The 13405-nt window shown below is 67.1% G+C and carries 13 protein-coding genes; 7 read left to right on the forward strand and 6 right to left on the reverse strand.

Annotation, left to right across the window (positions count from 1 at the left end):
• Positions 1-24: 24 nt before the first annotated feature.
• Positions 25-834 (reverse strand): uroporphyrinogen-III synthase, encoded by an 810-nt coding sequence (locus AC07M7_RS19255; RefSeq protein ID WP_046985373.1) that lies wholly within the window; start codon positions 832-834, stop codon positions 25-27.
• A gap of 35 nt (positions 835-869) precedes the next feature.
• Here AC07M7_RS19255 and AC07M7_RS19260 point away from each other — a divergent pair, with 35 nt between their 5' ends.
• The 5 genes from AC07M7_RS19260 to AC07M7_RS19280 all read left to right on the forward strand — a co-directional run bounded on the left by AC07M7_RS19260 (position 870) and on the right by AC07M7_RS19280 (position 3955).
• Positions 870-1337, forward strand: a complete 468-nt coding sequence (locus tag AC07M7_RS19260) for a YiiD C-terminal domain-containing protein (RefSeq protein ID WP_046985372.1) — start codon at positions 870-872, stop codon at positions 1335-1337.
• A 32-nt stretch (positions 1338-1369) separates the two neighbouring features.
• Positions 1370-1795 carry a hypothetical protein gene (locus AC07M7_RS19265; protein WP_065724080.1) on the forward strand — a complete coding sequence of 142 codons (426 nt, stop codon included), beginning with the start codon at positions 1370-1372 and terminating at the stop codon, positions 1793-1795.
• Positions 1796-1852: 57 nt separating this feature from the next.
• The gene (locus AC07M7_RS19270) at positions 1853-2290 is read left to right on the forward strand and encodes a rhodanese-like domain-containing protein (protein WP_004134671.1); all 438 of its coding nucleotides are present in this window, start codon (positions 1853-1855) and stop codon (positions 2288-2290) included.
• A gap of 100 nt (positions 2291-2390) precedes the next feature.
• Positions 2391-2909, forward strand: a complete 519-nt coding sequence (gene secB, locus AC07M7_RS19275) for a protein-export chaperone SecB (protein WP_046985370.1) — start codon at positions 2391-2393, stop codon at positions 2907-2909.
• Between the two features lie 20 nt (positions 2910-2929).
• A complete protein-coding gene (locus AC07M7_RS19280) occupies positions 2930-3955 on the forward strand; it encodes an NAD(P)H-dependent glycerol-3-phosphate dehydrogenase (RefSeq protein ID WP_004134677.1) in 1026 nt (341 codons plus the stop codon).
• A gap of 142 nt (positions 3956-4097) precedes the next feature.
• On the opposite strand, the gene AC07M7_RS19285 is transcribed toward AC07M7_RS19280, so the two are convergent.
• Positions 4098-4559 (reverse strand): YybH family protein, encoded by a 462-nt coding sequence (locus AC07M7_RS19285; protein WP_495208064.1) that lies wholly within the window; start codon positions 4557-4559, stop codon positions 4098-4100.
• A gap of 135 nt (positions 4560-4694) precedes the next feature.
• On the opposite strand from AC07M7_RS19285, the gene AC07M7_RS19290 reads away from it, so the two are divergent.
• The gene (locus tag AC07M7_RS19290; RefSeq protein ID WP_495208065.1) at positions 4695-4988 is read left to right on the forward strand and encodes a DUF6916 family protein; all 294 of its coding nucleotides are present in this window, start codon (positions 4695-4697) and stop codon (positions 4986-4988) included.
• Between the two features lies 1 nt (position 4989).
• Here the strand turns inward: AC07M7_RS19290 and AC07M7_RS19295 are convergent, their stop codons facing one another.
• The 4 genes from AC07M7_RS19295 to AC07M7_RS19310 are packed head-to-tail and all read right to left on the reverse strand — an operon-like array spanning position 4990 to position 7147.
• The gene (locus AC07M7_RS19295) at positions 4990-5529 is read right to left on the reverse strand and encodes a GNAT family N-acetyltransferase (RefSeq protein WP_495208066.1); all 540 of its coding nucleotides are present in this window, start codon (positions 5527-5529) and stop codon (positions 4990-4992) included.
• A 5-nt stretch (positions 5530-5534) separates the two neighbouring features.
• Complete coding sequence (locus AC07M7_RS19300; RefSeq protein WP_495208067.1) at positions 5535-6068, reverse strand: phage tail protein; 534 nt, start codon at positions 6066-6068, stop codon at positions 5535-5537.
• A gap of 31 nt (positions 6069-6099) precedes the next feature.
• Complete coding sequence (locus AC07M7_RS19305) at positions 6100-6630, reverse strand: phage tail protein (RefSeq protein ID WP_495208068.1); 531 nt, start codon at positions 6628-6630, stop codon at positions 6100-6102.
• 13 nt (positions 6631-6643) lie between these two features.
• Positions 6644-7147: a phage tail protein gene (locus tag AC07M7_RS19310; protein ID WP_495208069.1), complete on the reverse strand. Its 504-nt coding sequence runs from the start codon at positions 7145-7147 to the stop codon at positions 6644-6646.
• A 299-nt stretch (positions 7148-7446) separates the two neighbouring features.
• Here AC07M7_RS19310 and AC07M7_RS19315 point away from each other — a divergent pair, with 299 nt between their 5' ends.
• A complete protein-coding gene (locus AC07M7_RS19315) occupies positions 7447-13278 on the forward strand; it encodes a putative Ig domain-containing protein (protein ID WP_495208070.1) in 5832 nt (1943 codons plus the stop codon).
• The last annotated feature ends 127 nt before the right edge of the window (positions 13279-13405 follow it).

Genomic DNA, 13405 nt, shown 5'->3' on the forward strand with positions numbered 1-13405 from the left:
GGCAAGCGTGATCCACGTCCCTGTTCAGGTCGCTGCCGGGACGGTGAGCGTGGCGTGTGCAGCGCTCACCAGCTGTGCACCGGCAGGGCCGGCGCTACGGCTGATGCGCTGCAGGCCCAGTGCCTGCGCCTGCTCGCCAAGCCGATCGCTGGCGACCACCACGCTGGCGTGGGCCTGCAGGCGTTGTTGCAACGCACGTGGAAGCTGTTGCCAGAAATGCTGCAGCGCTTCGCCACTGCTGACTGCCAGCACCCACGGATACGCTGAATGCGCCAATCGAGCCAGTGCGCGTGGCGACAGGCGCAGCAGGCGACGCTGGTAGACGTCGGCACGTTCGATGCTGGCGCCGGCCGCCTGTAGCTGCGCAGCGATCAGGCCGCGCCCGCCGGGGGCGGTCACCAGCCCGATGCGCAGGCCGCGTACGTCGGCCAGCACCGGCAGCGCCAGCAGGCCCTCGCTGTCCATCCGCTGCGGCGCATGTACCTCGTTGACCCCCTGCGCCTGCAGCGCACGCGCGGTGCCGTCGCCCACGGTCAGCCACGGGCTGCGCTGCGCGTCGGCCAGCGGCAGCAGGGACGCGGCCGCTGCCACTGCGGCCGGGCTGGTGAACACCACCCGATCGCAGTTCAGCGCGCGTTGCAGCTGGCGCACCACTGGCGTGCCATGCAGGCGCTGCAGCCGCCAGGGCGACAGCGCCAGCAGATGCCCGTCCAGCCCAGCAACGGCGCGGCGCAGCGCCGCATGCTGGCCCTGCGGCCGCAGCGAAATGAAGGTCCAGTCCGCGTCGGAACCGGCGGCGCCAGTGGGTATCGTATGGTCGGCCATTGCCTGCATTATGCGGGCCCTTCGTTGTCGTGGTCTCTGCTCCGATGTCCGTTGATGCTCTGACTTCCTCGCTGGCCGCCCTGCAGGACGTGCTGGACTGCATGCCGGCGGTCCGCGCCATGCAGATCCAGCTCGACGGCTATGCCGATGGCGTGCTGCGCATCACCGCGCCGCTGGCCGCCAACGTCAACGACAAGGGCAATGCCTTCGGTGGCAGCCTGGCCTCGGTGCTGACCCTGTCCGGCTGGGCGCTGGTCAGCCTGCGCCTGCGCCTGGCCGGCCACGATGCCGAGGTTTACGTGGCTGACAGCAACCTGCGCTACCTGGCGCCGGTCTACGAAGACCTGCACGCCCATGCCGAAGCGGCCGAGGCCACCGGCTGGGACGCCTTCCTGAACACCTTCCGCCAGCGCCGCAAGGCCCGTATCAGCATCGTCGCCATCCAGCCCGGCGCCGACGGCAAGCCTGCCGCCGAGTTCAGTGGTCGCTTCGTAGCCTTCGCCAAAGGGTAGGATGGCAGGCTGACGTTCTGGGGAAACCACCGATGCGCCGCCTCATCCAGTTCCTGATGTTCTCCCTGCTGCTGGTCAGCGCCGTGGCCTCGGCCGACGATTTGAGCCGCAAGCAGCGCAAGCTGCTGGAAGAGACCCAGATCGCCTACGGCGCCACCATCCGCTGGGGCAGCATGGACGATGCCATTGGCTATCTGGACCCCAAGCTGCGCAAGGAAAAGCCGCCCACCGAGTTCGAGCTCAACCGCTACGCGCAGCTGCGCGTGTCGTCCTACCGCGAGCGCAGCAGCGCCGCGCTGGAAGGGGGCCTGGTCGAGCGCCGGGTCGAAATCGGGGTGATCAACCAGAACACACAGGCCGAGCGCACCGTGGTGGTGGTCGAACGCTGGCGCTGGGATGCCGAGGCCAAGCGCTGGTGGCAGACCGCTGGCCTGCCGGACCTGTGGAAGGGGCAGTGACGGGCCGCGTCCGGCTTGTGCGACAATCGGCGCCCGCTTAATCGACCCGTGACCTGAGTGAATTACGAAGAGTTGCTGGCCTTTGCAGGCCGAAACCCGATGCTGTCCGCGGCCCTGGTCGGCCTGACCGTGGCCATCATCGTCACCGAGATCCGCCGCCTGTTCCGGGGCTTCAAGGGCATCAAGCCCGCCGAACTGACCCAGCTGATCAATGCAGGTGGCACGGTGGTGGTCGACCTGTCGGCCAGCGGTGACTTCGAGAAGGGCCACATCGCCGGCAGCCGCAATGCCCAGGCCAGTGCCTTCGGCCCGGACAACAAGCTGGTGGCCAACGCCAAGCAGTCGCCGGTGGTGCTGGTGTGCCGCAGTGGCAACGCCTCGGAAACCGCCGCCAAGGCGCTGAAGAAGGCCGGCTTCGAGAAGGTCTACGTGCTCGACGGCGGCATTCCCGCCTGGCAGCAGGCCGAGCTGCCGCTGGTCAAGGGCCGCAACTGATTGTCGCAGGTGGCGGATCCGGCCTTGTATGGGCCTGGAACCGCCCCCATCGCAGTAGTTCGACCATCGTTTTCATTGCATTCACCTGGAGTTACTGGAAATGTCCGAAGAGACCACCAACGGCGCCGTTGCGCCGGCCGATGCCGCCACCGGCCCCGCTTTCACCGTCGAGAAGATCTACGTCAAGGACGTTTCCTTCGAGTCGCCGAATGCTCCGACCATCTTCAATGACCAGGTGCAGCCGGAACTGCAGCTCAACCTGAACCAGCAGGTGCAGCGCCTGGGCGAGAACGCCTTCGAAGTGGTGCTGGCCGTGACCCTGACCTGCCAGGCCGGTGAGCGCACCGCCTACGTCGCCGAAGTGAAGCAGGCCGGCGTGTTCGGCCTGGTCGGCCTGGACCCGCAGTCGATCGACGTGCTGCTCGGTACCCAGTGCCCGAACATCCTGTTCCCGTACGTGCGCCAGCTGGTCAGCGACCTGATCCAGGCCGGCGGCTTCCCGCCGTTCTTCCTGCAGCCGATCAACTTCGAAGGCCTGTACGCAGAAACCCTGCGCCAGCGCCAGGAGCAGGGCGACGCACCGTCGCTGGCTGACTCCGAGCCGGCTGGCAACGCCTGATTCCTGCCGCGACGTCACGGATGAGCACTACCGCTGACAAGATCGCCGTGCTGGGTGCCGGTTCCTGGGGAACGGCGCTGGCCAGCCTGCTCGCACGGCACGGTCACCCGACCGTGCTGTGGGGGCGCGACGCTGCCATGGTCGAGGCCATCGACCAGCGCCACGAGAACCCGCGCTACCTGCCGGGCATCCCGCTGCCGGACAGCCTGCGTGCCACCACTGACCTGGCGTCGGCGGTGGAAGGCGCGGCCTGGATCCTGGTGGTGACCCCGTCGCACGCGTTCGGCGAAACCGTGCGCGCGCTGGCGCCGCTGCGTCCGGCTGGTGCCGGCGTGGCCTGGGCCACCAAGGGTTTTGAACCCGGTTCGGGCCGCTTCCTGCACGAAGTAGCGCGCGAAGTGCTGGGCGAGGACGTGCCGCTGGCCGTCGTCACCGGGCCGTCGTTCGCCAAGGAAGTGACCCAGGGCCTGCCGACCGCGATCACCGTGCACGGCGACGTGCCCGAGTTTGCGCAGACGGTGGCCGAGGCGATGCATGGCCCGGCGTTCCGCGCCTACACCGGCGACGACATGGTCGGTGCCGAATTGGGCGGTGCGATGAAGAACGTGCTGGCCGTGGCCACCGGTGTGGCCGATGGCATGCAGCTGGGCCTCAACGCCCGTGCCGGCCTGATCACCCGCGGCCTCAACGAGATGCTGCGCCTGGCCGCTGCGATCGGCGCCAAGCCGGAAACGCTGATGGGCCTGGCGGGCCTGGGCGATCTGGTGCTGACCTGCACCGGCGACCTGTCGCGCAACCGCCGCCTGGGCCTGGCCCTGGGCCGTGGCCAGACGCTGCAGGATGCCGTGCGCGAAATCGGCCAGGTGGTCGAGTCGGTGCAGACCGCCGACGAAGTGATGCGACAGGCGCGCCGTCATGGCATCGACCTGCCGATCTCCGACCGCGTGCGTGCGGTGCTGCACGGCGAGCAGACGCCTGAAGAAGGCCTGCGCGCATTGCTGGCACGGGAACAGAAACCGGAGTATCCGGACACGCTGTTCAAGTGAATCGAAAAACCCCGGCCACGCGCCGGGTTTTTTTTGCGCGCTGCATCCACGCATGGCGTGGATCTACTCCGGAACCTGCTTCTGGTAGCTGCCAACCTTGGTTGGTGTCCGGTAGCGCGGGGCCATGCCCGGCGGAAAACCCTCACCGCGCCCGTGGCGGCGCGTTGCCGTTGTCCATGTCCGAGAAGATCATCCACGGGGCGTCACCCACGCGCTTCAGCGTCAGCGTGAACTTGCCGGTATCCCCCACGTTGTTGCTGTAGCTGTAGGCACCGATGATGTAACCGGTGTTCTCTTCCGCGGCGTAGGCCAGCGCACGCAACCGCAACGGGCTGCCGCCCTGGCCGGCATACGCCGCCTCAATGGCACTGCGCCCGCGCACGGGTGGCTGGTTGCTCTGCAGTACGAAGCCATCCTCTGCAAACAACGTGGCCAGCGCCTTGGCATTACCGCTGCGCCACACCTGCTCGTAATCGCGCAGTACGCGATCCAGCGTCGCGGGCAGGGCTGCATCGGGCAGCCGGGTGGCGGCCGGCGCGGAGGGCGGACTTGCGCTTGCCAGCAGGGGGCCGCACAGGGCGAACAGCAGCAGGCAGATACGCATGGACTCGGTCCTTTGATGTGCCGGGCAAGGGAAGCGCGAGTATCCCTCGTTCGCGCCCGCATGGCCTTCGCGCCGCCCCCATTGAAAGCGTGCGACGGCTTGGGCATGCTCGCTTACAACCGGGGGAGGGGACGCATGCACTTTTTCCAGCTGGACCAGTTCGCAGGTCATCTCAACGAAACCTTCAGTGCCGACATCGAAAACACCGGCATACCGTTCGTGCTCGTCGAGGCCGCACCGCTGCCCGATCAGCGCTTGACCGGCCAGATGCGCGCGCCATTCTCGCTGCTGTTCCGCAATGAATCGGCGGTGCTGTTTCCGCAGCGCACCTACACCATGCGCCATCACGGCCTGGGCGAGTTCGGTATTTTCCTGGTGCCGATCGCACGTGACCGCACCGGTTTCATCTACCAGGCGCTGTTCAACTGAATCAGGCCGTCGGCCAACGCATCTGCAGGTGGCTGCCGATATCGGCTTCGGTGATGAAGTGCAGGCGATGGTAAAGCCGCTGTGCTGCCACATTGCGTTTATCCACGTGCAGCACAACGGCCGCCAGGCCATCGCGCCGGGCAATCTGCTGGACCAGGCGCAGCAGGTGTGAGCCGATACCGCTGCCGCGCATCGCGCTTGTCAGTGCGATGTCGATGACGGTGGCCTGGTGCCCGTCACTGTGCAGGTAAAGACGGCCGGCCGGCGTGCCCGCATGCTCGACCAGCAGATAATGCGCCGGCTGGTAATAGGTAGTGAAGTGCAGGTGCTGCAACGCGAACTGGCTGTCGAGGAACTGCTGCCGCAGTGTCTGTGGCCACGCCGCAGCTGCCAGCTCGGCCGCGCGGGTGTCGGCGTAGAGCTGGCGCAGGAAGGGCAGGTCATCGTCGTTCGCTTCGCGCCATCGCAGGTGCGGCGGCAACGTTCCCTCCGCCGCCGGCAGCCACGCCGCCCGCAACGAAGGAAACGCCAGTGCAGCCATCGTGCTCACGGTCGCGGTGGGAAGACACCGGCCAGGGCGATGCAGAAGTTCATCGCCAGATACGGCTGCCTGTTCTCGTGTGGAGATCCGCCACCGGCAACGCCGATGGTGGTGATGGGATAGGCACTGTTGGCTGTGGTGGTAGGGGTGAGGATCGACACCGCCCCTGGCGTGACCAATGCATCGCTCGCGGCGGGAATGCCGGTGCGGTAAGCCTTGTTGGGCTGGTTGTAGATGCGCGCGGCATGGGTATGGGAAGGGATCTCGCTCAGGTTGAGGCTGACCTGGTCGACGCCGAAGGTCTCACCCATATCGCGCGGTGTCAGCCCGGGGCCGGTGCCTTGGCCGCAGCTGGCCCTGTTGATGTAATTGGGCAGCTGGAAGGTGACGCGACCGTCGCCGCCGAACGTCGTGCCCAGCAACGAGAACAGTGCGGTGTTCTGCTGGATGGGAACGAGTTGCCCCAGGCACGTGGCCCATCTGTTCGGGGCGAAGTTGAAGCCGAAAATCTGGATCTCGCCAAGATACGGATCGCTCATGAGATAGGTCCTTGTAGCCGAATGGTGATCGTCAGCCCTGCGACGGATAGATGCCGGCCCATGCGATGCAGTAGCGCGCCACCAGCGAAGGCATGGTGTTGTCGTGCGGCTGGCTGCCGCCGCTTGCACCGACTGCGCTGGGCGCAAGGTTGCCGCTGGCAATGCCGGCGATGTTGTTGGTGTACAGCGTCTCGCCGCTGACCGCGCCCAGCTGCAGGGTGTTCGCCGGTGTTGGCGAGCTTGCAGCCGACGTCACCGCATTGAACGCATGGGTGTGGGCCGGCAACTGCGCGCTGGTCAACGTCACCGTTTCTGTACCGCCCGACTGGCCAAGAACATAGTTGGACAAGCCGCCTCCCTGGCCCTGGTGGACAGGCACGCGACCGGACAGGTTCGGCAGCCCGAAGGTATCCACGCCGTTGCCGCCGTAGGTGGTGCCGATCAGGTTGAACAGCACCTCATATTCCGCAATGGGGAGCAGGCGCCCATCGCATTCGAACCAGCCGACCGGCGCGAAGTTGTAGGGGAACAGACGCACTTCACCGAGATACGGTGTTGACATGTCGAGGCTCCGGTCAGTTGCGCGAGGGGAAAACGCCGCTCAGCGCGATGCAGAAATTCAGCGCCAGATAGGGCTGGATATTGGCGTGTGGCGTATTCTGGCCAGCATTATCAAGCGCGTTGAGCGGAACCTGCGTGCCACTGGCCGCAGCGTAGACATTCAACGTGCCGGTGCTGCCAAGTAATACATTTCCGGCGGGAATGCGTGTACTGGCAGCAGTGGTGGTGCCATTGAAAGTATGGTTGTGCGGTGGAATCTGCGAAGCCAGCAGCGTGACATTCTCGACGCCGCCGATCACGCCCAGCGGTCCACCATTTTCCGCGCCGATGGGCGTACGGCTGCGCAGATCGGGCAGCTGGAAATTGATCGTGCCGTTGCCCCCGTACGTGGTGCCCAGCAGTGAAAACAGTGCTTGATTCTGTGCGATGGGCAGCAGCTGGCCATTGCAGGACGCGAAGTTCTTCGGCGCAAAACTGAACGCCGCGGGCATGATCTGCCCGAGGAAAAGTTCCGACATACGTTCCCCCCTGGGGTTTAGTGCCGGCACGAGGCCCCTTGCCGGTCGCGCAACTCTTGCGCATTTACCTGGGTCTTGACAAGTACTTCGCATTTTGTATGAAAATATGGCGCTGCCCGTCGGGGGGGAGACCCGGGGCAGAATCGTCAGGCAGGGGCAAAACATTATCTGGCGGTGAAAACCGGATCCACGGCGCGTGCATTTGCGGGCCGGGGTAGTTTTCTCAATCAGCGCTGGAAGGCGCACCGCCCGTCGGGAAGAGGGGCATCAGGGGGCAGGTCATGTTGCATGCGGAGTTGATGCATCGCGTTGCGGTGCGCCAGGGACTCGGCTGCGTGGTATTCAGCCGTCTGGCAGCGTTCCTGCTGCTGCTTGCATCGCTTGCGGCGCCAGCTCTGGCACACGCAGCCTGCAGCAGCTTTACTCCACCCAACGCCAGCCTTGGCACGCCGATGGCCTCCGGCGGCACCATCATCATCGATGCCAGCACCTGCGAGGGTGCTCCGGGCTTCGGTATCGGCAACGTTACCGGCGCTGCCAGCCACGGCACGGCGGTGGTCACCGACAACGCCGCCTCGATCATCACCTACAGCAACAACGGTGGTGGCGCGACCACCGATACCTTCATCTTCGACGACGGCTCGGGCAGCAACTTCGTCACGGTGACCGTGCATATCCAGGCAGCGGCGTCACCGATCACGATCGCGCCGGCAACGATGCCAAACGGTACGGTCGGCGTGGCCTACCCGAGCACAACGCTCACTGGCAACGGCGGAATTGCGCCGTACACCTTTGCGGTCACCAGCGGTGGGTTGCCGCCGGGCCTGGCACTGAACGCAGGCAGCATCACCGGCACGCCCACCACGCAGGGCACCTTCGCATTCTCGGTCACCGCCACCGACAGCACGGCGGGCACGCCGCTCACCGGCACGGCCAGCTATTCGGTCACCATCGCCGCACCGACCATCAGCGTGACCAACGCACCTGGCCCTGCGGTGATCGGTACACCGTACTCGTTCACCTTGACCGGTGCCGGCGGCACGGGGCCCTACACCTACCTCCTGGACGGTGGCACTACCCTGCCCGCCGGCCTGGTGCTGGCCGGCAACGGCACCATCAGCGGCACGCCGACGGTATTGGGCCTGAAGAACTTCACCGTGCGCATCACTGACAGCAGCACGCCGACGCCGTTCTTCTCGGCCGCCAACCTGTCGATCAACGTGCAGAACGTGGTTCCGCCGGTGGCCGGCGCGGTCAGCGCTACCGTGGCCCATGGCAGCAGCAACAACCCGATCACGCTGAACATCACCGGCGGCACGGCCACCTCGGTCGCGGTCGCCAGTGTGGCCACACATGGCACGGCCACCGCCAGCGGCACCACCATCACTTACACACCCACTGCCAGCTATTCCGGTCCGGACAGCTTCACCTACACCGCCACCAATGCCGGCGGCACCTCGGCGCCGGCTACCGTCACCGTCACCGTGTCGCCGGCCACCATCAGCTACGCACCGTCCAGCCCGGCAGCCGGCACGGTCGGGGTGGCCTACAGTCAGTCGCTGGCCGGCGCCAGCGGCGGCACCGCGCCGTACACCTACACGATCACCAGCGGCAGCCTGCCGCCGGGCATCACCCTGGCCAGCAACGGCACGCTGTCCGGCACGGCCAGCGCCAACGGCACCTTCAACTTCACCGTGCGCGCCACCGACAGCAGCACCGGCACCGGCCCGTTCAGCGCCACCAGTGGACCGCTGACGCTGACCATTGCCGCCGCAACGCTCACCTATGCACCGGCCAACCCGCCGGCGGCGACGGTCGGCGTGGCCTACAGCCAGTCGCTGGCCAGCGTCAGCGGAGGCGTCGCGCCGTACACCTACGCGATTGCATCGGGTAGTCTGCCGCTGGGCATCACCCTGGCCAGCAACGGCACCCTGTCCGGCACACCGAACGCGGGCGGCAGCTTCAACTTCACGGTCAACGTGACCGACAGCAGTGGTGGCAGCGGACCGGTCAGCGCCACCAGTGGCCCGCTGCTGCTGACGGTGAATGCACCGACGATCACGATTACCCCGCCCACGCTGCCAACGGCGAGTGCCGGCGTCGCCTACAACCAGAACCTGACCGCCGCCGGCGGTAGCGGCACCTACACCTATGCGGTTACCGCAGGTGCGTTGCCAGCAGGCTTAACGCTGTCCAGCGCCGGGGTGATCAGCGGTACGCCGACGGCGGCGGGCACCTTCGCGCTGACGATCATCGCCACCGACAGCAGTGGCGGCAGCGGCCCCTACACCGGCAGCCAGCCCTACACCCTCAACGTGACTGCGCCGTCGCTGACGCTGACGCCGCCGGCAGGCAGCCTCTCCGGCACGGCCGGCGCACCATTGAACGTGCCTTTCAGCGCGGGCAATGGCACCGCGCCGTATACCTTCGATATCAGCGCCGGTGCGTTGCCCAACGGCGTGACCCTGTCGCCCACCGGTACGCTGTCCGGCTCGCCGACGGTGTCCGGTCTTTTCACCTTCTCGGTGCGCGTCACCGACAGCACCACCGGTACCGGCGCGCCCTTCAGGCGAACCCAGAACTACGTCCTGTCCATCGCCGCGCCCACCATCACGGTGTCGCCGGCGAGCCTGCCGTCGCCGGTGGCGGGGGTGGCCTACAGCCAGACCATCACCGCCAGCTCCGGCCAGCCAACCAGCTTCACCTATGCCATCACGGCGGGGCAGGTGCCGGTCGGTCTCAGCCTCAACGCTGCAACGGGTGAACTGAGCGGCACAGCGACCCAGGCCGGTCCGTACAACTTCACCGTGACCGCCACCGATGGCGGTGGCTTCACTGGCAGCCAGGCCTACAACGGCGCGGTCGGCGCGCCGGTGCTGGCACTGACGCCGAGCGCATTGGCAGGCACCACTGCGGGTACGGCTTACAGCACCAGCTTCGTCGCCAGTGGTGGCAATCCGGGCTACAGCTACCAGCTCACCGGCACCCTGCCCAATGGCCTGTCGTTCTCGCCGGCCGGCGTGCTCAGCGGCACGCCCACGCAGGCCGGCAACTTCAGCTTCAGCGTGAAAGCGACCGACAGCACCACCGGCACCGGCGCACCCTTCTCGGTGACCACCCTCTATACGCTGGCGGTGTCGGCACCGAACGTCGTAGTCGATCCGACCACGCTGCCAGCGGCGACCGGGGGCGTGGCCTATTCGCAGACGATTACGGCCAGCGGTGGCAACGGCACCTATACCTTCAGCCTGAGCAGTGGCGCGCTGCCGGTCGGCATCAGCTTCAGCAGCGCAGGCGTGCTGTCGGGCACGCCGACCGTGGCCGGCACCTTCAACTTCACCGTGCTGGCCACCGACGGCAATGGCTTCACCGGCAGCCGCGGCTATTCCCTGCTGGTCAATGCGCCGATCATCACGCTGGCGCCGGCCACGCTGCCGGGTGGCTCGGGCGGCGTGCCCTACGGCCAGACGCTGACCGCGAGCGGCGGTGTCGGCAGCTACACCTACAGTCTGTCGGCGGGCGCACTGCCGCCGGGCATCGCGTTGAGCAGTGCCGGCACCCTCAGCGGCACCCCCACCACCACCGGCAACTTCAACTTCACCGTCACCGCCACCGACAGTGTCGGCTTCACCGGCAGCCAGGCCTACACCTTCAGTGTGGCCGCGCCGACGATCACCATCGCGCCGGCGACGTTGCCCGCCGCCACCGGCAGCATCGCCTACAGCCAGTCGCTCAGCGCCAGCGGCGGCAATGGTGGCTATACCTACAGTCTGATTGCCGGCGCCTTGCCGCCGGGCATTGCCCTGAGCAGTGCCGGCCTGATCAGCGGTACGCCGACCACCACCGGCAGCTACAGCTTTACCGTGCGCGCCACCGATGGTTTCGGCTTCAACGGCAGCCAGGCCTACACCATGATCGTGAACGCACCTGCCATCGTGTTCGTGCAGACCACGTTGCCTGGCGGACAGGTGGCAGTGGCCTACAGCCAGACCGTCAGCGCAGGCGGTGGCAGCGGCAGCTTCACCTACAGCCTCAGCACAGGCGCGTTGCCGCCGGGCATCGCGCTCAGCAGCGCTGGCGCATTCAGTGGCACGCCCACCGCCGCCGGTAGCTACAGCTTCACGGTGACCGCCACCGACACATTCGGTTTCACCGGCAGCCAGCCGTTCACCCTGGGCATCAACCAGCCGGTACCCGTGGTGGTGAACGATGCGGCGAACACGCCGGCCAATGCTCCGGCCAGCATCGACGTCACCGCCAACGACACCGGCCCGATCACCAGCATCGCGATCGCGCAGGTGCCCGCGCACGGCACTGCCACCGTCAACGGGCTCAACGTGACGTACACCCCGGCCAGCAACTTCTTCGGCAACGACAGCTTCACCTACACCGCCACGGGCCCTGGCGGTACCTCCACGGCGGCGACAGTCAGCATCACCGTTACGCCGCTGGCGGTGCCGGTGGCTGCTGCGCAGAGTGCCACCGTGCTGGCCGGACAGTCGGTGACTGTGCAGGCCGAGGCCGGAGCGATCAACGGGCCGTTCACTGCGGTCACCATCAGCCGCGCACCGTCGTCCGGCACGGCGGTGGTGCAGGGCGCCACCATCGTCTACAGCGCCGATGCCGATGCGTCCGGTGTGGTGGACTTCGAGTACACGCTCAGCAACCCGTTCGGTGCATCGGTACCTGCGCCGGTCAGGGTGACGGTCAACCCACGGCCGGTGGCGCCGGCGCTGACCGCCACTGCCATTGCCGGGCGCGTGGTCAACGTGGACCTGACCTCCACCGCGCGTGGCGGGCCGTTCACTGCCGCGGCCGTGGTCTCGGTGTCGCCGGCGGATGCCGGTACGGCCACCATCAGCGCCAGCGGCGCCGGCTACACGCTGGCCTTCACCTCGGCGGCGACGTTCGGTGGCGCGGTGCGCATCACCTACACGCTGAGCAACGCGTACGCGACCTCCGCGCCCGGCACAGTTGATGTGATGGTCAAGCCACGCAGTGATCCCTCGCGCGATGCCGAAGTGCTGGGCGTGCTGGAAGCGCAGGTGGAAGGTGCGCGGCGCATGGCCGTGGGCCAGATCACCAACTTCCAGCGCCGCCTGGAAAGTCTGCGCGCCGGTGGCGGCGGTGCGGGCTTCAGCAATGGCATCACCTTCAGTTCGGCCAGCAGCCAGCGCCGTACGCAGCAGGACGACCTGCTGCGCAAGGGCATCGGTGCCAACGGTGAAGGGCTGTCGATGATCGACGAACCGGCGTTGCAGGGCGGTGTCGCGCCTGCTGCCGGCACGGTCGATGGCTTCGCGTTCTGGACCGGCGGTGCGGTCAACTTCGGCACGCTCAAGCCGGGTGCCGGCAGCAATGGCATCGACTTCACCACCTCCGGTGTCAGCGTGGGTGCCGACCGCCAGCTTGGCCCGTCGCTGACGCTGGGTGCGGGCCTGGGCTACGGCCATGACGCGTCGGATATCGGCCGCAACGGCAGCCGCAGTACGGTGGATGGCTACAGCATCGCCGGCTACGGCAGCTTCCATCCCAAAGGCGGGTTCTACGTCGATGGCCTGCTGGGCTATCAGTGGCTGACGTTCGATGCGCGCCGCTTCATCACCGACAACGGCAATACCGCCTATGGCAGCCGTGACGGTAAGCAGTGGTTCGCCTCGTTCTCCACCGGTTACCAGCATCGCGGCGATGCCCTGCTGCTGACCCCGTACGGCCGCCTGGATCTGGCGCGGGCCACGCTGGATGGTTACCGCGAGCACGGCGACGACGTGTACGCACTCGACTACCAGCGGCAGACCGTCAACACCAGCACTGCCACTGCCGGTGTGCTGGCGCAGTGGCTGGTGAAGCGCGACTACGGCATGTGGACGCCGCAGCTGCGCGCCGAGTTCGGCCATGACATGCAGGGTTCCAGCCAGGCCTTCATGCGCTACGTGGACCTGATGTCCGGGCCGGTGTATCGCGCTACGCTCGACCGCCAGTCGCGCAACCACACGCTGCTGGGCGCCGGCATCGGCCTGCAGACGCTGAAGGGCTGGACGCTGCGCGCCGAGTACCAGAGCCAGCTCGACAGCAGCAGCCGCGACAACCAGGGCATCCAGATCAGCGTGCAGAAGACCCTGCCGCCGTGACGGCGGCAGCGGTGGCGGCCGTTGTGCCGCCACCGCGCGCCGCAGTGCAATCCTGTATCCGTACAATCAGAGACCCGAAAGGTGCGCTGACCGCACCTGCCGGGAATCTCGAATGGGCGGAACAGGA

It is taken from the genome of Stenotrophomonas sp. GW821-FHT09E08 (assembly GCF_059416125.1).